We start from the raw sequence: 22,325 nt of genomic DNA on the forward strand, positions 1-22,325 counted from the left end.
ATGGTACGGGAAAAAGGGCGAACAGTGTCCGCCCTTATCGAATCTTATTTCATTGCTTTGATGATGTCATCGGTGACGTCCACACCGCCCTGAGGGACGGCTTCCTTCACCAGGATGGCGCTCAGGTTCTTTTCTTTGGCAACGGATGCGGCGGCCGCGTCAAAACTGCCTTTCACCTTGGCCTGGGCTTCTGCCTGGAGGCTGTGCATCTTCTGGCTCTTTTCCGTCAGAATCTTCTGGGCTTCTTCCTGGCTCTTGCCGGCGGTTTCCTGGTTCAGTTCCTCTTCCATGGCCTTGCCCTTGGTCTGGAGGTCCTGGGTGGCATCCTTGAACACCTGGCTTTCCGTCTGGACCTTATTCATGTCCACCACACCGAACTGGGCGTTCCGCCCGCAGCCAAAGGACAGCATGGCTGCTGCCACTACACAGAGAATCATTGCTTTTTTCATGTTGTTCCATCCCTCTTAGTAAACAATTTGCTGGACGACCATGTTCACTTCGTCAGTGATGTCGTCGGCGCTGATATTGGCTCTCGGATTCCGGAAAATCAGCGTGTATTTCCGGCTGAGATTGACTTTCTTAATGGCGCTGAGGATATCACTGTCGATTTCCTCCCGCATCTGTTTTTCCTTGTCTTCCTGCTGCTGGATCTCCTTGTCCATGGACTGGAGCAGTTTATCCAGTTCCGGCTGGCCTTCCTGGTTCTGGGGAGTTTTCCCGGTGAGAGAAAGCCCTGTCTGTTCCTGGACCACCTGAACGGCCAGTTCCTTGGAAAAGGCCTGGAGCCGTGCCTGGGAAGCAGCCACGTCCGCAGCCATCTGCTGCTGGAGCCACTGCTCCTTTTCCGCTTCCACATCCGCCCGGTCCTTCTGGCGTTTGTCCAACAGTTCCTGCTGTTCCTGGAGAAGCGCTTTCTGGGCTTCATCGCTCATTTTCACGCTGCTCAGCTTCAGCCGCAGGTTGAACAGAGGGATCCGGTATTTTTCTTCCACCGCATCCCGGTCCGCCTTCACCCGGCTTTCCGCTTCCTCTTTCAAGGCTGCCCGTTTTTTCCGGAGCAGGTCCTGTTCCTGGGCCCGTTTCTCCGCCACCTGGGCAGACCACTGGGCTGACTGGAACTGGCCCTTGCCGGCTTCCCGGACTTTCTTCATCTGTCCCAGGAGAGCCAGCTGCTGCTGGCCGTTTTCCTTCTGCCGTTCCCGCAGCCATTTGGCGGTTTCCAGCTGTTCCTTCCGGCGCTGCCATTCCTTGTACTTGGGGTGCTGTTCCACCAGCCGGTCCCAGTCCACCACGGCGAACCGTGGCTTGTCCTGCCGGAAGGGAAGCTGCCACCGGGAAAAACCGCAGCCGGACAGGAGAAGAAGACCTGCCAGCAGAAGACTGAGCCATCTGCCCATGAGCCATCCCCTCCTGTCCCGGAATTATTTCTTGGCTTTTTTCAGCTGGGCGGTTACATCCGCCGTAACGTCCAGACCGCCATAGACCACAGCACCCTGGTTGACCACCACGGTGAGGCCCTTGGTCTTGCCTACGGCCACAATGGCGTCATCCACTTCTTTCTTGACCGGTTCAATCAGTTCCTTCTGCTTGTCTTCCAGTTTTTTCTGGTATTCCGCAGCCAGTTTCTGTTTGTCCGCATCGCTCATGTTCTTGGACTTTTCTTCAAACTCCTTCCGGCTGTCTTCAGCAGCCTGCTGGAGCTGGGTCTGGGCATCTGCCAGACCGGGAGCCGCAGCCATCACCTGGTTGTAGTTCACTTTGCCGATGGCCGAATTCATGGTGGCGTCACCGCCTCCCAGGTTCTTGCCCTGGATGGCCAGGACGAAGATCCCAACCACCATAATGGCCGCAATAGCCAGAGAAATGACCTTGACATTTTTCTTGTGGGCCAATTCCATCATTTTACTATCCCTGCTTCCTTGTTATGCAATTTGTTTATCAGAACTGACCGCCAAAGCTGAAGTGGAAGCGGCCTCCACGGTCGCTGCTTTCCAGCCGGTAGCCATAGTCTAGCTTAATGGGACCCAGCGGGGAATTGATCCGGAGACCGATACCCACAGAGTTCTTCAGTTTGCCCAGGTCGTAATTGGATTCGTCGTATTCCTTGCTCCAGGCGTAGCCTGCATCGGTAAAGAATACCCCCTGGACTTTCTTGATGATGGGATACCGGAATTCCAGGGATCCCTTCACCATGCTGTTGCCCTTGAACTGGTCATCCCGGTAACCCCGGAGGATGTCGCTGCCGCCTAAGCTGAAGCGCTGGGACAGAGGCATATCCCCGTTGGCATAGCCGGCTCCCAGGTTGAGAGCCCACACATTGTCCTTGCCCATCCGGTAGTAGTACCGGTAGTCGGCCTGGTATTTCTGGAAGTTGAAGTCCCCGCCGAAGGAGGCCACTTCCACGGAATAGGCCGTCCGTTTCCCTTCCCGGGGATCGTAGATGTTGTCCCGGGTATCCAGGGTACGGGCAAAGGTGATGCTCCGGGTGATCCCGAAGTTCTTCTTCATCCGTTCGTGTTTGTCCCAATCGAAGTCGTCAGGATATTCGTGGATATAGTCATAGCCATTTTGTCCGGCTTCGAACCACTGAGTGCCGTAGCCGCTGACGGGTTTCTTGTATTTGTCGTCCCGGTTCTTCAGGGTGATGCTGTTGGTGATGAATTCGTTGTCGGTGACCCGGCTGAAGAACAGTTCCTCACCGGTACGTTTCTTGTAGTACCGGGCGATTTCATCCCCGTCCCGATTGTAGTCCACGTACTCGTTGGTCATGTTGTAGAAGGTGAAGCCGGCAGTAGTTTCCTTGTCATCGATCCAGGGCTTCACATAGGACACTTCGAAGTTGGCCTTGGTTTCAGAGTCGCCGCCGAATTCCCAACGGGCGCTGACACTGTCCCCGGTGCCCATGAAGTTCTTGTCCCCGATGCTGACCATACCCAGGAAGCCGTCGGCATCACTGTAGCCGGCGCCGATCCCGAAGGTACCGGTGCTGGTTTCCACCACGGACACTTCCACGGAAACAGTGTTGGGCATCTGGCCCGGGTTCAGACGGATGTTCACGTCTTCAAAGAAGCCCAGGTTGTAGATCTTCTGCATGGCCCGGCGGGCTTTCTTGGCATTGAAGGGTTCGCCCTTCTTCATGCGCATTTCCCGGATAACCACGTAATCCTTGGTCTTGGTGTTGCCCTTCACCCGGAAATCTTCGATGACCCCTTCCGCCACCTGGACGATAAGCCGTCCGTCCGGCTGCATCCGCACATCGGCCACTTTGGCCAGGATGTAGCCCTGCTGGCTGTAAAGGCTTTCCACCTTCCGGGCGCCGATGTTCACATCCCGGGAGTTCAGGACCTTCCCGATGGGCAGATCCAGTTCTTTTTTAATGTCCCCGGTGGAGATCACCGTGTTTCCTTCAATATCCAGGTCCGTAAGCACAGGATTTTCTTCCAGCTGGTATTTGATCTGGACCCCTTCCGGGACTTTGGTGAACACCGGACGGATATCGTAGAACCAGCCGGTTTCGTAGAGAGCCCGGATATCATCCTGGAGCCCTTCCTTGGTGAACTTGGTGCCGGCCGGCATCTTCAGCACGTCTGCCAGTTTGGCCGGATCCTCATGGGAGGCGCCTTCCAGGGTCACTTTGGTCACTGTCTGGCCGATAAAGGGAAGGGATTCCTTTTCCACTTTGGCATACTGGTTTTCCTGGGTGGTGATATCATAGTCGGACAGGACGGACTGCTGGAGGATGCTCCGGCCCGGCAGCTGCTTGTTCTGGGCTTCCTGGATTTCCTTCTGCTGGGTCATCCGGGCTTCCAGCTGTTCTTCATCAGCCTGGGCCTTTTCCTGTTCCTGTTCCAGTTTCTTCTTGCCGACCTTTTCGATATAAGTGACACCGTTCCGGCGGACTTCCCGATATCTGGGCTGTTCTTCTCCAGCAGGAGCTGCTGGAGCAGCCGCTCCCGCCGGCTGGGCAGCAGTCTGGCTCTCCGGAGCCACCTCGATGGTTCCGATGCCCTGTCCTTCTTTGGCGGCCGTTTTGTGCGGCCCCAGTTCCACTTCCTGGCTGTGGGTGATTTCTGCGGCATAGACCGGAGTGGTCATGGCCAGAGATGCCAGGACAGCGACGGACAGCTGCCGCCAGTTTACATGTTTTTTCATAGAGTACCCTCCGTACAGGTTTTTGCTGTCAGTATCTACTTGAAAATCAACGATTAATTATACCATATCCCGTTTATTATACCTTCTATGGGATAATATTTCCAGTCCTGGAGTGTGAAAAAAGGGGTGTGAATAAATTCACACCCCGGTCACAGGCTGTTGCAAAGGCAACAGTCCCTTCTTTTAAAACCTCGTCCGATACTGTACCCCATACCACCGGTTGTTGTCTTCATCGATGGATACACCCAGATGGACTTTGGGAGCCACCCGGTACCCGGCGTACAGGTTATGTTCTTCTCCGTCGAAGCTGGTGGTATAGCCCAGCAGCAGCTTCCGGCCGAAATACCGGCTCAGCAGCACGTTGTACTGGCGCCGTTCCTGACCGGTGGCTTCGTTGGCCCGGTTGGTATCTGCGGAGAAGGATACCAGGTTCTGGACATTGCCGCTGTAGATCCGCAGTTCGTCCAGACCCAGGGCGTCCTTGATGGCGTCTTCCACATCCGCCAGGAAGGTCATCTGGAGCCCGGCATCCACCAAACCTCTCCAGGCATCGTCCCCCAGGCTGGCGTCGTCGGTTTTCAGGGTCAGGAACCGCTTCAGGGTGTTTTCATCCTGGGGCGGATCACTGGACAGTTTGATCACAATGTTGTCCAGGCTGAGCGGCCCGCTGGCCTTGGCCAGGATATTGTACTGTCCCAGACGGGTAAAGGCCGACATGTTCACATTGGGCACAAAGGTCCCGGGACGTGGCCAGTAGATTTCCCCGAACCCGATGTTGAACGGAGTGCCCAGATATTTCAGCCGGCTGCCCCGGTTCACCCGGATGCTGCCGTTGATCTGGGGGAAGGCCGTGCTGCCCATAATGTGGAACTGGCCTTTCAGCCACAGGTCCATAAAGGCTGCATTGTACAAATGGAGATTGTTCCCCAGGTCCACGTCGATATCCAGTCCGATGTCCGAATTTCCCTCCCCGAATTCCGGGATGGCGGACAGCCCCAGATACCCTTTGTCCAGTTTGATGTTCCCGCTGAGGAAGGGTTTGTTTTCCTTGTGCTCCAGGTCGAAGTTCCCGTTGAGTTTCCCCTTCACCATGGAAGAGACCAGTTCCACATCCTTGATGGCCAGATTCAGATGGTAGGGTTTCCCGGACACATCATTGAGAAGATAGGAACCGGATGCGGTGATGCTGCCGTTTTTCCCGGTAGTGGTGGAGAATTCCTTCAGGGTAATGGTCTTGCCGCTGAATTCCCCATGGAACTTCATGTTGTCGAAAGTATTGTCCAGGCCCCGGAACTTTACGGTACCCCCGTCCAGATCAATGGATCCGTTCAGGCTGTAGTCCTCCAGGGTACCGGTAATATCCACCCGGCCGCTGGTGGGGCCGTCCGCCCACTGGACCCATTTGGTCAGGGTGGGCAGGATGGCCAGGTTCCCGTTGTCCAGACGGACTTCCAGGTTCATCCGGGACTGGGGATTCTTCCGTTTGGCCACCGGCCGGAGCAGGTCCATGGGGAAAGTGCCGTAGGCACTGATCTTGTACACATCCCGTTGGATCAGGAACTGGTCCAGATGGAACATGTCATTCCGGAGGGTAACCATGCCGTACACATTGTCAAAAGCCACTCCGCTGATGCTTCCCTCCTTCATTTCCAGAGAGAAGTTCCCGTTGGGATCGTCCAGGTTCCCTTTCAGCTGGGCCACAATGTTCAGTTTTCCGTTCACATCCGGAGGATTGTCCATGCCCACGGTGAGCAGCTTGGCATTGGCGTCACTGGTGGCCAGTTCCAGGTCGATAGTCCGTTTCCGCATGTCAAAGTTCCCCTGGGCGGCCAGGAGCCCGCCGCCGCTTTCCTGGGCCTGGAGCTTCCGGATCTGCCACAGACCCATATGGGTGTAAATATCGAAATCCGCCGAAGCAAAGGGCACTCCGGCCACTTTCCCGTCTTCCACTTTGCCGATGATGGTCATGCCAGTCCGGGGGCCGTCCGGATTGGCTTCAATACGTCCGGACAGATAGCCGTCCACGTCCGCTTTGATGCCCCCCATCTGGAGCAGGGACCGGACATTGCCTTTGGTTACGTCCACGGTCCACTGGAACAGCTTCCGGTCAAAGTCGAATTTGGCTTTCAGGGCATAGTCCCCGCCGGTTTTCTGCTGGAAGGTTCCCTGGAAGGTGTTTACATGGCCGGCCTGGCTCTGGAAGGACAGGGCCAGCCCGGTGAATTCCACTCCGTTGATCAGCACGGAATCCGACGACAGGACCCCCTGGAACAGGGGCCGGCTGGTGTGGCCGGTAATGCTGCCGCTGAAGTTCACGAATCCGGCCAGGTCCACACTGTCCTTCAGCCAGGGCAGCCGGAGCAGGTTGATGTTTTTGGCGTCCATCCCCAGATCCAGGAACCCGTCCCGGCTGACGGTGCCGCTGAACTGGGCAGCGCAGGTCAGAGCCTGGACATGGAAATCTTTCAGAAGAAGGAGCTTCCCGTCATAGGTGTAGTCTCCGTCCACTTCGTCCACCAGGAATTTGTTTACGGACCCGTCCCAGGCGTGGACATGGCCGGTGAAAGAAGGATTGGACAGGGGCCCCTTCACGGCAATGGTATTGGTCAGATTCCCGGTAACCGGCCAGGGGGAATGGAAAGCTTCGCTGAAGGGCTCCAGCCGGATGCCCCGGGTTTCCAGGGTCAGGTCCAGCTGAGGCTCGCTGCCGGAAAGGTCCACGCTGCCGTCCAGTGCATGGGTGCCCTGGGCCAGGTTTACTTCCACCTTGTGGAAGCTGGCTTTCCGGTCCTTCCATTCCAGAGCTCCGTGGGCTTCCTGGATGGTCTGGCCCAGCAGTTCTCCCTCCCGGAAGGAGAAGGCCCCGAAGGCTCCCGGTGCGTCGGCGGTACCGGACAGGAGCAGGTGGGTGGAAAGCAGACCTTTGCCTTCCTGGCCCACAGCGGCCAGGAGAGGATCCACCGGCAGGTCGGTAATATAGATATCTCCCTGGAGCTGCCCCCCCTTCAGACTGGCGGTGCCGGCCAGGGCGCCCCCTTCTTCCGTATAGCCGGAAATCCGGCTGAGGGTGAAATTGCTGCCGTCCACGGATCCATCCAGGGCAATCTGCTGGAGCTTCAGGTTCCCCCAGGCAAGGGACAGATCACTGGAAAGGGTTTCCATCTGGAGCGTCCCGTCCTGATACTTTCCTGCGGCATAAAGGGTGCCGTCCAGGATCAGGCTGCCCAACCGGGGTACAAAGGTTCCGGCGTCCACCTGGTCTGCCGTAAGGGCCGCCTGCCCCTCCTGGGCTTCCCAGTCATAGGAGGCTTCGACCGTAACAGAACCCCCTCCCAGGCTGGCTTTGGCCCCATCGGTTTCCACCCGGTGATCCCGGAAGGAGAAGGGCAGGGTCACCTGGTCCGCCTCATAGCCCTGGAACGTCAGGGCCGGACTGGTGAAGGTGCCGCTGCCGGTAAGATCCTCTTTGGTCCCGTCCACAGCCAGAGTGCCGCTGACAGTGCCGGTTACAGGCAGATCCAGAGGCAGAGCGGACAGGTCAAAATCGTCCAGATCCGCCTGGAGTTTTTCCGCCCGGGGATTTTGGAGATCCGTCAGATCCACGCCCCCGGATACACGGATTTTCTGCCCGTCCACCGTCACTTCCAGATCCCGGGCCTTCAGCCGCAGCTGATCAAAGGAAAGGCCCCCATCGGCTCCCAGAGCCAGATCATGGCCATTCCAGCTGTAGACGGCCCCCACCTGGCGCAGCTGGGCCCGGCCGGAAAGCTGGCTGCCTGCCGCGTTGTTGGTCCAGGTGATGGAAGCATCCGTCAAAGCCCCGGTAAGCTCCGTCACCGGCAGGAACTGTTCCGCCAGAGGGCTGAAATCCTGGAGTCCCATGAGATCTGTCTGGGCGGTCAGGGTTCCCTGCCGGTCCGTGTCCAGGTTACCGGCTACATGGATGGACTGATTTTTCCGGGTCACCGTCAGATCCAGGGCAAAGTCCGGGTTCCGGGCCGGATCGATGGTCCCTTCCACCCTGGCATCCCAGGTGCCATAAGGCAGATGAAGTTCCACCCGGCCGTTATGGATGGCAATGAGAGCTTTGAAATCGGTGCTGGAACTCTGGCTTTCCTTCAGGAGATGGGCCACATTCCATTCCTGTTTGTCGTCCTGGACCAGGTACAATTCCGGCTCATCCAGGGTGATCCGGGTCAGGATCCCCACCGAACTGCTCCCGGAAAGGAACTTCAAAGGATCCACCTGGAGGGACAGGGCCGGGATTTTGGCCACCAGGTTCCCGCCGGCATCGGTCAGCTGGAGGTTCCGGGCGGTGAAGGTCAGGTCCGGGCTCACTTCCATGGTTTCCATCTGCAGTTGTCCGTTAATGTATTCCCCGGCGGCGTTTTCCACCAGAGGGACGGCCCGCTCCAGCCCTGTAGGAAGGAGCAGCTTCCACAGGACCAGGTACAGCAGGACCAGCACTCCGGCCAGAACGGCCAGCCGTTTTTTACCTTTGGTACCCATCAGGGCCTCCATATCGATTGTCGTGAATCGTGGGTCGTTCATCGCGAAACCCACCACCATGCTGCGCATGGTCCCCCGCCCTTGAAAAGGGCGGATATAAAGCGCGGGCTGCTGCCCGGCGCTTACAAGGGAAATGCAAATTAATTAATTTATCATACACAACATAAGTATAACAGGTATAGAGGGAAAAAGAAAAGGGCTGTTGCCTGCGCAACAGCCTCTTCTTTGCTCTTTTATTCGTTTTCCACAGGAACACCCATGCTCTGTTCCAGCAGGGCAGTGGAAGTATTGTAGTCATACAGGGCCTGGATGTAGTTGTTCTTGGCGGTGGTGAGAGCCACGGACGCATCCATTACGTCGGTGTTGGTCCCTACGCCGGCCCGGTACCGGAGCTGGGCGATACGGTAATCTTCTTCCGCCTGGGCCACAGCCACTTCCGTGGTCTTGATCCGTTTTTCCGCTTCCCGCATGCTCAGGTAACTGGTCCGTACGGCCAGGCGCACCTGATCACTGATCTGCCGGTAGCTTTCCTGGGCTTTCACCACATTGGCCTTGGCTTCCCGGACTTTGGCGGCGTTGACCCCGTAGTCCCAGATGTTCTGGGTGATGTTGAGCCCCACCGTCCAGTTGTCCCGGTTCTGGCCCGGGAAGGTATCATTGCTCCAGGCGTTGGAAGCTCCCAAGCTTACCTGAGGCAGGCTGCCGGAGTTGGCAATCTTCTGGGCGGCCTGAGCCATACCCACGGAGGCTTCCGCCTGGTGGATTTCCGGCCGGTTGGCCATGGCATAGGTTACGCAGTTGTCCAGGGTGTAGTCGTTGGGTTTGTATTCCAGTCCCTGGCTCAGGTTCAGCCGGGTGGCAGTGGGCAGCCCGATTACGTTGTTCAGGGAGGAAACAGCCACTTCATAGTTGTTTTCCGCCTGGGTCAAGGTCTGCTGGGCGTTGACCAGTTCCACCTGGGACCGGAGCACGTCGGCTTTGGCCACTACCCCTACGGCAAACTGGGCCTGGGTGTTCTTCAGATGTTCATCCAGACGGTTCACGGTTTCCTTGTCCAGGTTCACGGTGTTGGCGGCCTGGAGCACATCATAGTACCCCTTTTCCGCATTGTACCGGGTGGTCTGGTAGGAACTGCTCATCCCATACTGGTAGTAGTCCAGGTTCTTTTTGGCCTGGTCGATGACCCCTTCCAGACGGCCTCCGGTATAGATGGGCACCGTAATGCTCACTTGATTGGAATGATTGTTGCCGATGACATTGGACTGGTATTTTTCTGTACGGCCGCTGGTATGGGAGAAATCAATGCTCCCCCACCGGGCCCCCTTGGCCTGGTCCAGTTCCGCCTTGGCCGCATCCAGTTCAGCGGCAGAGATCTTGACGCTGGAGTTGTTGTCCAGGGCCATGCGGACAGTTTTCCCCAGATCCAGGTTTACGGTTTCCGGGGTGGCGGCCCCCACTGTATGGATAGAAAGGGCGCTCAGGATGACAGCGCTCAGAATCATGCTTTTGGTATGGAAATGCTTCACAATCAGACCCTCCTGTACTTTCTGACTACCTAGTCAGCTTTTATTATTATAATCAGTTGAAAAAGTAAAGTCAACCAAACACTTTTTAAACTTTTTGTCAGAATCTGGCCCGAAGCCCCAGGTAGGTGGTGTCGGAACCATGATCAAGCACGTCCATGCTCTCTCCGATCAGGGAAAGTTTGGGACTGAAGGCCCATTCCGCCCCCACTTTCAGTTTGGCATCATCGAAATCATAGAAATCGGTGAACAGCTTGAATTTGGGAGACAGGATCCAGTCGGCTCCCACGCCGAATTCTCCTTCCATAACACCGGCCCGGCCCCAGATGTACTTGTTCAGCTTTTTGTTGTAATGGAAGTCCACTTTGTCCCGGTCCCCGATGTCCGAAACCCCCAGATAGGCATAGGTATCTTCCTTCAGGGGCAGCTTCACTCCCATGTCCGTCCGCCATTTGCCTTTTTTGTCATTGTACAGCACATCCGCCTGGACCTGGGCATCGGTGACCACTCCCAGGATCTTGTCCGCCTTCACAGTGGTGGATTTGGCATGGTGGATGGTCTCCTTCAGGTCCTGCTGAGTCTGAGGGTCGGTGACCACATTCTGCAGGGCCTCCGCCGTGTTCTGGATCTTCTTGCTGGCATCCGCCATATTGGCTGCCATGGCTGCCACGTTCTGACCGGTGGCTCCATCAGCATCCGCCTTGTCCATAATGCTGTTCATATGGACGGACATTTCCTTCATCTGGCCCACCATGGTGCGGATATCACCCTGGTTCTGCTGGGCCATGGTGGCCAGGGCCTTGGTGAAGTCGTTCATGTTCTTGGCCACTTCCCCGGTCTGGACAAAGCCTTCCCGCATGGATTTCTGCACGTTCTTGTCTCCGAACACATTGCTGAAGGCATCCACCACCACTTCCAGCTTGTCCAGCACCCGGCCGGAGGAATCCATCAGTTTGTCGATGCCCCCTGCCTGCTGGCCGGTAATGGTTTCCCCTGCCTTGAACACCAGGCCGGTGGCGATTTTGGGAGGAGCGATGGTGACGAATTTGGTGCCCATGACCCCGTCCATACCGATGCTGAACTGGGAGTTACGGGGAATCTTCTGTTTTTCGTCCATCTTCATGACCACTTTCACCTTGGACCCGTCCACGATGATGTCATCCACCTTCCCTACCGGGACCCCGGCGAACCGGACTTCATTGCCCACTTTCAGGCCGTTTACATCGTCGAACATTACATTAAGTTTGTAGGTCCGGCCGGCAAAACTGAACACCCCCAGGAAGGTGAGCATCAGGGCCAGGATCACGATGCCCCCCAGGGTGACGGCACCGACTTTGACTTCATCTGCTTTCATGATCTTACTCCTTGTCTTCCAAAATATCACTGCGCAGGAACGCCCGCACCAGGGGTTCCCGGGTATGTCTGGCTTCGTCCACCGTGCCGGAAAAGACGATGTGCCCATGGCTGAGCATAAGGATCCGGTCCGCACAAAGGAAGGCGGAAGCCATGTCGTGGGTCACCAGTACCCCGGTGATGCCCAGTTTTTTCTTGGTATCCAGAATCAGCTGACTGATGTTGGTGGCCATAATGGGGTCCAGCCCGGCAGTAGGTTCATCGTACAGGATAATGTCCGGCTGGAGAGCCAACGCCCGGGCCAGGCCCACCCGTTTCTGCATGCCCCCGGACAATTGGGCCGGGTACACATGCTCGTTGCCGGCAAGGCCCACCGCTTCCAGCAGGTCCCTGACCCGCTTCTGGATGGCTTCTTCCGACATGCTGGTGTGCTGACGCAGGCCGAAGGCCACGTTTTCTCCCACATCCAGGAAATCGAACAGGGCGGAATACTGGAACACCATGCCCATGTGCTGGCGCAGCTGGTTCCACTGGTCTTCCGTATATTTTTCCACCGGCTGGCCCTGGATCAGCACCTGGCCCCCCTGGGGCTTCAAAAGGCCGATCAGCAGCTTCAGCACAGTGCTTTTGCCGGTACCGGAGGGACCGATTACCGCCAGGGTCTCCCCTTTGGCCACGGAAAAATTCACCCGGTCCAGGATCACCTTGGGCCCGAAGGCCATCTCCACATTCCGGAATTCAATGACAGGTCGTTCCATTTCAGCCTCCATGGACATACAGGATCACCGACAGGAAATAGTTGGCGATAAAGATCAGGATAATGGACAGCACCACGGATTTGGTGGTGGCCATGCCCACACCTTCAGCCCCCTGCTGGGCGTTCAGACCCTTGTGGCAGCCGATGATGGCGATGATGGCGCCGAACACGGCTCCTTTGATCAGCCCGCCGATAATGTCCCAGGGTTCAATAAATCCCCTGATGCTTTCCAGGAACATGTGGGAATTGATCCCGGCGTAGTTTTCCGCCACGAACCAGCCCCCCACATCCCCCACAAGGTTGGCATAGACCACCAGCACGGGCATCATGAGCACAATGGCCAGGAGCCGGGGCACCACCAGATAGCGGATGGGGCTCACGGCCATGACCCGGAGGGCATCGATCTGTTCCGTGACCTTCATGGTCCCGATTTCCGCCGCAATGGCCGCCCCAATCCGGCCGGCCACCACCACCCCGGTCAGGATGGGAGACAGTTCCCGGCCCATAGCAATGGCCACGATGCCCCCTACGGAATCCGCCGCCCCAAAACGGACGAATTCCTTGGCGGTCTGGACGGACATGACCATACCGGTGCACAGGATGGTCATGCTCACAATGGGCAGGGAATCAGCCCCCAGCCGTGCCATCTGCCGGAGGACTTCCCGCCGGTCCGCACTGCCGGCCGCCTGACAGGCCGCCAGAAACAGGTTGACCACCCGGCCTGTACGGGCGCACAGGTCCACCATTTTACGGCCCACCCAGCGGCAAAGATCACGACATCCCATGGAAACAACTCCTTCCCTGCATGATTTCAAAAATACGTTACTGATTATTATAACCTATCTGGATGAAAAAATGTAGAAAAAAGGAGTTGCTACACGTGTGGAATCCATACACGTGCAGCAACTCTTTTACTATCTCTTCTTCACATCCACAGTAATGCTGCTTTCCCCGGTTATGATGAAATCCAGGGGGAATTTCTGCTTGTATTTGCTGCCTTTCAGCAGGCCGGTGATGGCGCTGCTCATGCTGCCGGAGGTGGTTCCCGCCGCCCGGGCCGCAGCCCGTCTGCTGGGCCGGCTGTCCCCGTAGGAGGGCATCAGGTCCACCACCACTTCGTTGTTGGCATCCATTTCATTGAATTCCGTCAGGAAATCCTTGAACTGGCGCTGGGAAGACTGGAACATGGCGCTGTCGTCCTCTCCGGTGCCGTCCCCTGCATCCTGTCCCTGGGCGGTGTTGGCCCCGTTCCGGCTGTTCCGCTTGGCCAGGGCCTTGCTGATCCAGGTGGTGGCATTGCCGCTGCGGACGATCAGGTTCATGGGGCCCGCCGGCTGCTTGTCCGGGATCTTGAAGTTGATGGTCCGGGTGATTTCCTCAGACCGGTAGGGCTTAAAGGTCAGGGTAATGGGCAGGTTCCCTCCCTGGACTGCCGTGAGAGGTGCCGAGGCTCCCACCATCTCCGCCACTTCACAGCTGGAGGTGGTTTCCACATCCACATTGATGTCCTGGATGGTCACCTTGTCGAACCTGTTGTTCATGAGCATATCCGTAGCCACGTTCAGTTCCGAATCGGTAAGCTTCCCGATGTCCGAAGCGCTGTAGAACATGTTCTCCCGACGGAGCCGGATGGGGCCTTCCTTTTCCCCCTGGGCGGTGATGGTAAACCGGATCCGGGAGGTGCCCCCTCCCTTTCTGTCCTTGGCCATGCTGACGGTGTTGTAGGTCACCCCGTCCACCAGGCTGGGCACCAGGTCCTCATCGGTGATCAGCTGGACATTGCTGCTTTTGTGCAGTCCCCGGTCCTTGTCGGTGACGGACACGTACATGGGGATGATGGGAGCGTTCTCTCCTTCTTTCCCGGCAATGCCGCTGAGACGGTCCTGGCTGATCCGTCCCAGGGTCTTGCCCAGGGTCCCCACTTTGAAAGCGCTCTGGATGTTGGGCACGGAAGCAAAGATCCAGGCATTGGTCATGAAATAGTTGGAATCTCCATGCTGGAGGAAGGGATGGCCAAAAGCCAGGATCCGTCCTTCATCGTCAGTCCAGGTCACCGTGCCGATGGCTCCGATGACCATATCTCCCCGGACCATGGAAACCCCCACGGAACTTCCCGGTTCCAGCTTCACATTGTCCAGTTGTTCCGTCCCTCCCGGCACGGCATAGGAGGTAAGGCCGAAAGGAGACAGGTTTTCGTTCAGATGGGCCACCCCGTCAGCGGTAAAACCGCTGACCATGAGAGGGGTGCTCTTGGGCAGGAAGACGGAAGGCCGGGGATCGGTCTCGTCAAAGAGCCGGAGCATTTCGTTGATGGGGGTCAGGAAACAGTAGTTGGGGTCGGAAAAAGCCTGACCATAGGCCACGGCTCCGGCCAGCCGGCCGTCGATGTACACCGGGCTGCCGCTCATGCCCTGGGCGATGCCCCCGCTTTCCTTCAGCAGAGGGCCGGACGCCTTGATCAGGATGTTGTAGCCCCCGGTTTCCGTACCGGTGACCCCCAGGACTTCCACATCAAAGGTTTCGATGTCCGCTCCCCGGATCACTGTTTTCCCATATCCCTTCATGCCCGGTTTCAGCTCTTCCACGGCAATGGTGGGAATGGCGGCACTTACCAGGGAAACCGCCGCCACAAGGCAGCCCAGGGTCAGCACCAGGAGCCGCTTCCACTTGAAACAACGCATAATTCCTCCTGTAAAAAAGAGGGTGTGACTGTGTATTTCACACCCTCTGGTTCCTGTAATTATCAATAATGGAAAAAACTGCCTGCATCAGGGCTGGATGGTGGCCACCACCTGGTCCGCTGCAATCTGGCTGCCGGGAGCCACTTCCACGGAAACCACTTTCCCGCTGCAGTTGGCACGGGCTGCCGGTGCCGTCCCGGTCAGGGTCTTCACCGTAACCAGCACAGAACCTTCCGATACCTGGGTGCCCACGGAAACCACCGTTGCCACCTGGCCGGAAAGACTGCTTTTCTGGGACTGCACCCCTGCCGCCTGAGCAATGCCCAAAGCCAGCAATACCATCAGCAAGGCTGCTGCCCATATTTTTCTGTTTTTCAGGATTTTGTGTAACATGATCAGCACCTCTTTTCTTTCGTTTGTTTATTATATACCGAAGGAGAGGGGAGATGCAAGGGGGCTGTTGCCGGTAGGGCAGCAGCCCCCTCTTCAGGTCTCGGGTCCCGAGTCATGAGTCTCGGGCCATTGGATAGGACCTGTCCTTCGGCCAGGTTCTTCTTATTGTATATAACCGTAGGGGGCGCAGGCCCGGCGCCCCGCAAAATGCGCAGATCATCGATGATTTGGCGGGCTGCCCGGCGTGCAGCCCCTACGGTACCGATTTACACATTCAAAAATTTGCCTGCAAATTTATCATTCGGCTCCAGACTTCAGACTCCCGACTCAAGACTGAAATAAGTGCCGCCTCTGGCGGCACTTATTTCCTGAACACCCCCAGAGCCACCCGAACCGGGCGCTCGCTGCCGTCGCTGGGATCGTTCATGATTTTGCCGTTGACCACCATTTCGCTGGAGCCGCCTCCGTCGAAGTTCATAGCCCGGTCAGCCCCCAGCTGGACGAAGTACCGGCCGAATTCGGTGAGAGTCATGCCCACGCTGCTGTCGGACCGGCCGTCAGCCACTACAATCAGCACAGTGCCGTCTTTTTTGATGCCCACCCCGGTCCGGGGAGCCCGTCCCTGGGCGATGTCATCGGCGATTTTTTCTTCCTCACTGGTCACCTGGACCCGGCCGTCCCGGACCAGCTGAGGCCCTGCGGACCCTACGGAAGCTGCACTGTCCGCAGCCTGGTTTCCCAGGGTCTGAGTCACCGTGACTTTGTCTCCGGTCCGCAGGCCGTTCAAAAAGGAGGCGGCACTGCCGTTGCCGGAAAGCACCGTGGTGCCGGGGGCAAGGGCCATGCTGCCGGCCCCTTTCCGGATATCCCGGACAATCCCGCCATTCAGAAGGACTTCCGTGCCGTAGGCATTGGTGTCCGTCGTGTCGTCATACCCGTCGTTGTACAGGATCAGTTCGTTCTGCAGCCGCATCCGGTTCAATCCGCCGATGGCGAAACTTTTTCCGTCCGGCCGGGTTACAGTGCCGGTATAGGACAGCCCGGGCTGGATGGAAGGAGTTCCCGTACGGGGAATCACCAGCCCGGTCCGGGGCGTGCTTTCCATGCCCAGCCATTTGTTCTGGATTTTCAGGTTTCCTACCACCCAGATGTCGCTGTCGAAATAGGAGGCGTTCACCAGAGCCACAGCCCCGGACCGTTTCTGGATCATGGACAGGGTCCCCCGCTGGATGGTCTTCCCATAGCCGGGGATGAAATCCAGACGGAAGTCACTGGAAGGGGCCAGGGTCAAAAGATAAGTCTTCACCCGGCCGGCTCCCAGATTCACGGTGCTTTCCCGGTAGGTAAGCCCCTTTCCCAGCCACTGGGAACTTCCCGCCGCCGGTTTTCCGGCCGTACCGGTGCTGGTTCCGGACCGGGGAAAATCCACTACCAGCCGCTGGGGATTCTTCAGCAGGAAAATCTTGTACACCGGTACCGTCTTCCGGAAGACCACCACCAGCCGGCTGTTCTTTCCCTGGGGTTCCAGATAGGCCTTCTGGATCCGGGGATCCCGGAGCCGGACCATTTCCGTCCGGTCCGCCTTTCCCTTCAGGTCAACGATCAGCTGGTTCCCGGTGACCCGGGCCGTATAAGAAAGAGGGCTGTCCAGGTTCATGACCACCCGGGCCCGGTTGGGGGTGACCCCGCCCCGGAGAGCGCTGACCCGGGCTGCCTGGGCCGCCGGCAGAGAAGCCGTCAGCAGCACCCCCGCCAGAAGAATTCGTGCCATCCATTGTCTGTAACTGTGGTTCATTGTGATTGATCGCGTTCCTTTCGTAAAAAGGGGGTGTTGCGCAGGCAACACCCCCTTTATTTTCCTTCCAAAATTTCCAGCAGCCCCGGATCATCCAGGGCCATGCCGGCCCCCCGGGCCACACATTCCCTGGGATGGGCCGCCACCCGGGTCCTTACGTGGGTCCCGGCTTCGATGCACTCATCCAGCCCTTCCAGCAGGGCGCCCCCGCCGGTAAGGACGATGCCTTCTTCCAGCAGGTCCGCTGCCAGTTCCGGCGGGGTCTTTTCCAGCACCTGATGGATGCAGGACAAAATGGCGGTGAGGGGTTCCTCCAGTCCGGCCACCGTATCCTGGGAGGACAGGCGCAGGCTGGTGGGCAGGCCGGTAATGTTGTCCCGGCCCCGGATAATCTTTGTGCTCCGGCGCCCCCGCCGGCTCACGGTACCGATTTCCAGCTTGATATCTTCTGCCAGGGGCCGTTCAATCTGGATGTTCAGCCGGTCCCGGAGATGACGGATCAGCCCTTCGTTGAAGGCCTCCCCTCCCATCCGGAGTGAGGCTGCCTGGATGATCCGTCCCATGCTCATCACCGCTGCACTGGTGGTACCGCTGCCGATATCCACCACCATCCGGCCTCTGGGTTCCTGGATGGGAAGCCCGGCCCCCAGGGCCGCCGCCAGAGGCCCCTCGATCAGATAAGTCCGGGCGGCTCCCGCCAAAAGAGCCGCTTCCGTCACCGCCCGCCGTTCCACGCCGGTGACTCCCGTGGGCACACAGACCATGACTCTGGGCTTGAAGAACAGATTCTTCCCCACCACCCGGTCCAACACTGTTTCCAGAAGGCCTACGGAAGCGTCGAAATCTGCAATGACCCCGTTTTCCAAGGGCCAGACCACTTCCCACTGGCCCTGGCCGTTCATTTCCCGGGCCCGGGAACCGATGGCACCCGTCTTCCCGGTAGCCGGATCGATGGCCACCACCGTAGGCTCTTCCAGCACGATCCCCCGATTTTTCATGAACACCCGGGTGGAGGAAGTCCCCAGGTCGATGCCCACGTCCACCGGATTGAACAGCCGGGCGAACAGGCTTTTTTCAGTGTGCTTCATGGCGCATCAGCCAACCCGCTGGATGTCGGCTCCCAGTCCGGTCAGCTTGTCCACCAGGTTTTCGTAGCCCCGGTCGATGTGGTAGATATCGGTGATTTCCGTCACCCCGTCTGCCACCAGACCGGCCAGCACCATGGCTGCACCGGCCCGCAGGTCCGTAGCCCGTACCTGGCAGCCGTACAGTTTGGGAACCCCTTCCACAATGGCGGCCCGGCCGCCGTTGGTCCGGATATTGGCCCCCATCCGCAGCAGTTCATCCACATGCATGAACCGGTTCTCGAACACGGTTTCCAATACAGAGCTCTGGCCTTTGGCAATGCACATCATGGCCATGACCTGGGCCTGCATGTCCGTAGGGAACCCGGGATAAGGCAGGGTCTTGATGGTAATGGGCTGGAGTTCCTTAGGTCCCACCACATGGACGCTGCTGATGTCTTCTTCCACAATGGCCCCTGCTTCCCGGAGCTTGGCAATGAGCGGCTTCATGTGTTCGCAGAGCACATTGTCCACCAGGATATCCCCCTGGGTCATGGCTCCCGCCACCATATAGGTGCCGGCTTCGATCCGGTCCGGGATCACCGCGTGTTCCCCGCCTTTCATGCTTTCCACTCCGTCGATGCGGATGGCAGTGGTACCGGCGCCTCTTACCTTGCCTCCCATCACGTTGATGTAGTTGGCCAGGTCCACGATTTCCGGTTCCTGGGCCGCATTTTCAATGATGGTGGTGCCTTTGGCCATGGACGCCGCCATCATCAGGTTTTCCGTGGCTCCTACACTGGGGAAATCCAGGTAGATGGTGGTGCCCACCAGACCGTGGGGGGCAAAGGCTTCAATGTAGCCGTGACCTTGTTCGATGGTGGCCCCCAGGGCTTCGAACCCTTTCAGATGGATATCGATGGGCCGGGTGCCGATGGCACAGCCTCCGGGCTGGGAAATCTTGGCCCGGCCGATCCGTGCCAGCAGGGATCCCATGACCAGGAAAGAGGCACGCATGGTGCTGACCAGATCATAGGGAGCTTCCCAGCCGGTAATGTTGTGGCTGTCGATTTTCAGTACATGGGGGATGGAATGATCCACCTTCAGCCCCAGACATTCCAGCACTTTGCAGATGGTGCTTACATCCTCCAGTTCCGGAACTTCCAAAATTGTACTGCCCTCCGTCCCCAGAACGGATGCTGCAATGATGGGCAGCACTGCATTTTTGGCCCCGCTGACCCGCACAGTTCCTGTCAGCCGATGACCACCCTTTACCACCAGTTTCTCCACGCCTGATTCCACACCTTTCCTTGCCTGCAGGGAAGCCGGGCTTCCCTCTTTTTCCTGCCTCTATTGTCGATGGATGCCCCATTGTCTGGCATGACGTTTCTGCTGATTGCTCAGCTGTTCATCCAGACGGAGTCTCATTTCATGCTTTTCCCGATACCGGGCGGCCCTTTCCCGGGCCACTTCTTCCGGATCGGCCTGGGCCAGCTGCCTTTGCTGCTGTTCCCACTGCTGTTTTTCCCGTTCCGCCTTTTCCCGCCGTTTCCGGGATGCGGCCCGTTCCTGGGCTTCCCGTTTCTGCCGGGGCGTCAATTTATGGTCATACAAGAACTGGGCCCGCCGGATCAGATACAGCGGCACCGCCACCGGCATCAGCAGAAAGGTTCCCAATACCCACAGGTTCTTGTGCTTCATGCCAATGCTGTGGCTGTCCAGAAAAACCACCCAGGTCACAAGACAGCAGACCACCAAAACAATCATATTGGACAAACCGTACGGCACCCCCCTTAATGTCTACGGAACTTCCCTTCTCTGTCCATTTTTATAACTAGATTATTATACCATAGAACGTTCTGTTTTCCATAGAGGGAAATAAAAAAAGGGGCTGTTGCATAAGCAACAGCCCCGTCAACGGTCGGTTGTCAACGGGCAAAGGAGGTGCCTACTGGCACCCCCTTTAAAAATTCCTCGTATGGGTCCGCAGCCGATCCGCCAGGATGTTGTAGTAGACTTCTTTTTCCTGGATGGTCTTTCGTAGCTTGCGGATCTGTTCTTCGTCTGTTGCGGCTTCCAGCCGTTCATTGAGCTCGACCAGTTCCAGCCGCAGCTGCCCCATTTTACTGGCAGCCATTTTGCTGATAAAGTCCACAGCGGATCCCCCCTCTGCCTGCTGCAGTGACTTTGTGCTACAGGATCATTCTCCTTCTACGGGATAGGGCTGTACCTTTCCCACCAGGGATGCCGTCCTGAGCCGGGCTTCCGCCCGCCGCAGGATCTTCTCCGTATGGGCCACGTCGGTAAGCGCGTCGGGATGGTCCAGTCTGGCCTGGGCCTCGTCCCGGATCTGCTGATATTTGGCCACATCGATTTTCTCTGCTCTTTGGGCTCTGGGCGTCAGGATCACAACCTGGTTGTCCTTGACCTCTGCGAATCCCCCTTCCACATAGACCAGGATCACCTGATTGTCTTTATCCTGCAGTTTCAGTGCACCTTCCCCCAAGACTGCAATCATGGGGCCATGGTTGGCCAGGATGCCAACTCCCCCATTGACTGTATTCAACAAGACATAGGAAATATCCTCCCTTTTCACCAAAATTTTTTCCGGTGTGAGGACTTCCAGTTTCATTAACCTGGCCATGATCATGCGCCTTTCAGTTTCTTGCCCTTGGCCACGGCTTCATCAATGGACCCTACCATGTAGAAGGCGCTTTCCGGCAGATCGTCGTGTTTGCCTTCCAGGATTTCCTTGAAGCCCCGGATGGTTTCGGACAGGGGAACGTATTTTCCCGGTTGGCCGGTGAACTGCTGGGCCACGAAGAAGGGCTGGCTCAGGAACCGCTGGACCTTCCGGGCCCGGGATACGGTGAGTTTGTCCTGTTCGTTCAGTTCTTCCATCCCCAGGATGGCGATGATGTCCTGGAGTTCCTTGTACCGCTGGAGGATTTTCTGGACTCCCCGGGCCACTTCATAGTGTTCCTGGCCGATGACCAGAGGATCCAGGATCCGGCTGGTGGAAGAAAGGGGATCCACTGCCGGGTAAATGCCCAGTTCCACGATTTCACGGCTGAGCACCGTGGTGGCGTCCAGATGAGCGAAGGTGGCGGCAGGTGCCGGGTCAGTCAGGTCGTCGGCAGGCACATAGACGGCCTGGACGGAGGTGATGGAGCCGCTCCGGGTGGAGGTGATCCGCTCTTCCAGGGCACCCATTTCGTTGGCCAGGGTGGGCTGGTACCCTACGGCGGAAGGCATACGGCCCAGCAGGGCGGAGACTTCAGACCCGGCCTGGATGAACCGGAAGATGTTGTCGATGAACAGCAGTACATCCTGGCCTCCCACATCCCGGAAATATTCCGCCATGGTAAGACCGGTGAGCCCCACCCGCATACGGGCTCCCGGGGGTTCGTTCATCTGTCCGTACACCAGGGCCGTTTTGTCGATGACCCCGGATTCCTTCATTTCTCCCCACAGGTCATTCCCTTCCCGGGTCCGTTCCCCGACCCCGGAAAATACGGAATAGCCCCCGTGGTTGGTGGCCACATTGTGGATCAGTTCCATGATCAGCACGGTTTTGCCTACGCCGGCCCCGCCGAACAGACCGATCTTGCCCCCCAGAGAATACGGGGCGATCAGGTCCACCACCTTGATGCCGGTTTCCATGATCTTGGTTTCCGTGGCCTGGTCCGCCAAAGCCGGAGCCGGCCGGTGGATGGGCCAGTGGTCCGCTGCCTGGACCGGGGTGGGATCATCATCCACGGTTTCTCCCAGGACGTTGAACACCCGGCCCAGACAGCCCTTGCCTACCGGGACCGTAATGGGTTTCCCCGTATCCCTGGCTTCCATGTTCCGGGTAACCCCGTCGGTGGAACTCATGGCTACGGTACGGACCACATCATCCCCGATGTGCTGGACCACTTCCGCGGTAAGATGCACATGGATATTTTTCGATGCCTGGGCATCGATGACGATTGCATTGTAAATGGCCGGCAGTTCCTTATCCGGGAACCGGATATCCACCACCGGGCCCATGACCTGGACCACTCTGCCCACATGGCCCCGCTGTTTGGCGGAGAGATGGGCAACGGCCCTGTCGAT

At 57.9% G+C, this 22,325-nt stretch carries 18 protein-coding genes; all 18 read right to left on the reverse strand.

All coding sequences use genetic code 11. The features are described 5' to 3' along the window. Positions 1-44: 44 nt before the first annotated feature. Complete coding sequence (locus tag ACTQY1_RS02205; RefSeq protein ID WP_012939033.1) at positions 45-449, reverse strand: OmpH family outer membrane protein; 405 nt, start codon at positions 447-449, stop codon at positions 45-47. 15 nt (positions 450-464) lie between these two features. Further along, positions 465-1,397, reverse strand: coding sequence for an outer membrane chaperone Skp (locus ACTQY1_RS02210; RefSeq protein WP_441373752.1), 933 nt, complete (start codon positions 1,395-1,397; stop codon positions 465-467). Positions 1,398-1,421: 24 nt separating this feature from the next. Further along, positions 1,422-1,901 (reverse strand): OmpH family outer membrane protein, encoded by a 480-nt coding sequence (locus ACTQY1_RS02215; RefSeq protein ID WP_022486876.1) that lies wholly within the window; start codon positions 1,899-1,901, stop codon positions 1,422-1,424. A 37-nt stretch (positions 1,902-1,938) separates the two neighbouring features. Continuing rightward, on the reverse strand, positions 1,939-4,152 hold the full coding sequence (locus tag ACTQY1_RS02220; RefSeq protein WP_441368885.1) for a BamA/OMP85 family outer membrane protein: 2,214 nt from the start codon (positions 4,150-4,152) through the stop codon (positions 1,939-1,941). A 183-nt stretch (positions 4,153-4,335) separates the two neighbouring features. Next, positions 4,336-8,661, reverse strand: a complete 4,326-nt coding sequence (locus ACTQY1_RS02225; RefSeq protein WP_441368886.1) for a translocation/assembly module TamB domain-containing protein — start codon at positions 8,659-8,661, stop codon at positions 4,336-4,338. 233 nt (positions 8,662-8,894) lie between these two features. Beyond that, the gene (locus ACTQY1_RS02230; RefSeq protein ID WP_022486873.1) at positions 8,895-10,187 is read right to left on the reverse strand and encodes a TolC family protein; all 1,293 of its coding nucleotides are present in this window, start codon (positions 10,185-10,187) and stop codon (positions 8,895-8,897) included. A 97-nt stretch (positions 10,188-10,284) separates the two neighbouring features. Then, complete coding sequence (locus ACTQY1_RS02235) at positions 10,285-11,538, reverse strand: MlaD family protein (protein ID WP_279127822.1); 1,254 nt, start codon at positions 11,536-11,538, stop codon at positions 10,285-10,287. A 4-nt stretch (positions 11,539-11,542) separates the two neighbouring features. Beyond that, a complete protein-coding gene (locus ACTQY1_RS02240) occupies positions 11,543-12,295 on the reverse strand; it encodes an ABC transporter ATP-binding protein (protein WP_022486870.1) in 753 nt (250 codons plus the stop codon). Between the two features lies 1 nt (position 12,296). Next, the gene (locus ACTQY1_RS02245; protein ID WP_302158176.1) at positions 12,297-13,079 is read right to left on the reverse strand and encodes an MlaE family ABC transporter permease; all 783 of its coding nucleotides are present in this window, start codon (positions 13,077-13,079) and stop codon (positions 12,297-12,299) included. 129 nt (positions 13,080-13,208) lie between these two features. Next, complete coding sequence (locus tag ACTQY1_RS02250; protein WP_154487798.1) at positions 13,209-14,975, reverse strand: SpoIVB peptidase S55 domain-containing protein; 1,767 nt, start codon at positions 14,973-14,975, stop codon at positions 13,209-13,211. An 87-nt stretch (positions 14,976-15,062) separates the two neighbouring features. After that, positions 15,063-15,368 (reverse strand): hypothetical protein, encoded by a 306-nt coding sequence (locus ACTQY1_RS02255; RefSeq protein ID WP_441368887.1) that lies wholly within the window; start codon positions 15,366-15,368, stop codon positions 15,063-15,065. 361 nt (positions 15,369-15,729) lie between these two features. Next, on the reverse strand, positions 15,730-17,139 hold the full coding sequence (locus ACTQY1_RS02260; RefSeq protein ID WP_441368888.1) for a phosphodiester glycosidase family protein: 1,410 nt from the start codon (positions 17,137-17,139) through the stop codon (positions 15,730-15,732). 80 nt (positions 17,140-17,219) lie between these two features. After that, on the reverse strand, positions 17,220-18,251 hold the full coding sequence (locus tag ACTQY1_RS02265; protein WP_441368889.1) for a rod shape-determining protein: 1,032 nt from the start codon (positions 18,249-18,251) through the stop codon (positions 17,220-17,222). A 6-nt stretch (positions 18,252-18,257) separates the two neighbouring features. Further along, entirely contained in the window at positions 18,258-19,517 is a 1,260-nt protein-coding gene (gene murA, locus ACTQY1_RS02270; protein ID WP_302157168.1) for a UDP-N-acetylglucosamine 1-carboxyvinyltransferase, read from the reverse strand. 60 nt (positions 19,518-19,577) lie between these two features. After that, positions 19,578-20,003, reverse strand: a complete 426-nt coding sequence (locus ACTQY1_RS02275) for a hypothetical protein (protein WP_302157167.1) — start codon at positions 20,001-20,003, stop codon at positions 19,578-19,580. Between the two features lie 187 nt (positions 20,004-20,190). Next, a complete protein-coding gene (locus tag ACTQY1_RS02280; protein WP_012939048.1) occupies positions 20,191-20,382 on the reverse strand; it encodes a hypothetical protein in 192 nt (63 codons plus the stop codon). A 45-nt stretch (positions 20,383-20,427) separates the two neighbouring features. Further along, the gene (gene atpC, locus ACTQY1_RS02285; RefSeq protein WP_154487801.1) at positions 20,428-20,871 is read right to left on the reverse strand and encodes an ATP synthase F1 subunit epsilon; all 444 of its coding nucleotides are present in this window, start codon (positions 20,869-20,871) and stop codon (positions 20,428-20,430) included. A gap of 2 nt (positions 20,872-20,873) precedes the next feature. Continuing rightward, positions 20,874-22,325: a F0F1 ATP synthase subunit beta gene (gene atpD / locus ACTQY1_RS02290; RefSeq protein WP_347567404.1), complete on the reverse strand. Its 1,452-nt coding sequence runs from the start codon at positions 22,323-22,325 to the stop codon at positions 20,874-20,876.

The sequence above is a fragment of the Acidaminococcus sp. HCP3S3_G9_1 genome, from assembly GCF_052122455.1.
In the GTDB taxonomy this organism is placed as follows: domain Bacteria; phylum Bacillota; class Negativicutes; order Acidaminococcales; family Acidaminococcaceae; genus Acidaminococcus.

Bases quoted from the DNA above. Each gene is read 5' to 3' on its own strand.
- ACTQY1_RS02215 (WP_022486876.1), bottom strand. From the start codon at position 1,901: ATGATGGAATTGGCCCACAAGAAAAATGTCAAGGTCATTTCTCTGGCT.
- ACTQY1_RS02235 (WP_279127822.1), bottom strand. From the start codon at position 11,538: ATGAAAGCAGATGAAGTCAAAGTCGGTGCCGTCACCCTGGGGGGCATC.
- ACTQY1_RS02260 (WP_441368888.1), bottom strand. From the start codon at position 17,139: ATGGCACGAATTCTTCTGGCGGGGGTGCTGCTGACGGCTTCTCTGCCG.
- ACTQY1_RS02220 (WP_441368885.1), bottom strand. From the start codon at position 4,152: ATGAAAAAACATGTAAACTGGCGGCAGCTGTCCGTCGCTGTCCTGGCA.
- ACTQY1_RS02250 (WP_154487798.1), bottom strand. From the start codon at position 14,975: ATGCGTTGTTTCAAGTGGAAGCGGCTCCTGGTGCTGACCCTGGGCTGC.
- atpC (WP_154487801.1), bottom strand. From the start codon at position 20,871: ATGGCCAGGTTAATGAAACTGGAAGTCCTCACACCGGAAAAAATTTTG.
- ACTQY1_RS02210 (WP_441373752.1), bottom strand. From the start codon at position 1,397: ATGGGCAGATGGCTCAGTCTTCTGCTGGCAGGTCTTCTTCTCCTGTCC.
- ACTQY1_RS02245 (WP_302158176.1), bottom strand. From the start codon at position 13,079: ATGGGATGTCGTGATCTTTGCCGCTGGGTGGGCCGTAAAATGGTGGAC.
- ACTQY1_RS02225 (WP_441368886.1), bottom strand. From the start codon at position 8,661: ATGGGTACCAAAGGTAAAAAACGGCTGGCCGTTCTGGCCGGAGTGCTG.
- ACTQY1_RS02265 (WP_441368889.1), bottom strand. From the start codon at position 18,251: ATGAAGCACACTGAAAAAAGCCTGTTCGCCCGGCTGTTCAATCCGGTG.
- ACTQY1_RS02255 (WP_441368887.1), bottom strand. From the start codon at position 15,368: ATGTTACACAAAATCCTGAAAAACAGAAAAATATGGGCAGCAGCCTTG.
- ACTQY1_RS02240 (WP_022486870.1), bottom strand. From the start codon at position 12,295: ATGGAACGACCTGTCATTGAATTCCGGAATGTGGAGATGGCCTTCGGG.
- ACTQY1_RS02205 (WP_012939033.1), bottom strand. From the start codon at position 449: ATGAAAAAAGCAATGATTCTCTGTGTAGTGGCAGCAGCCATGCTGTCC.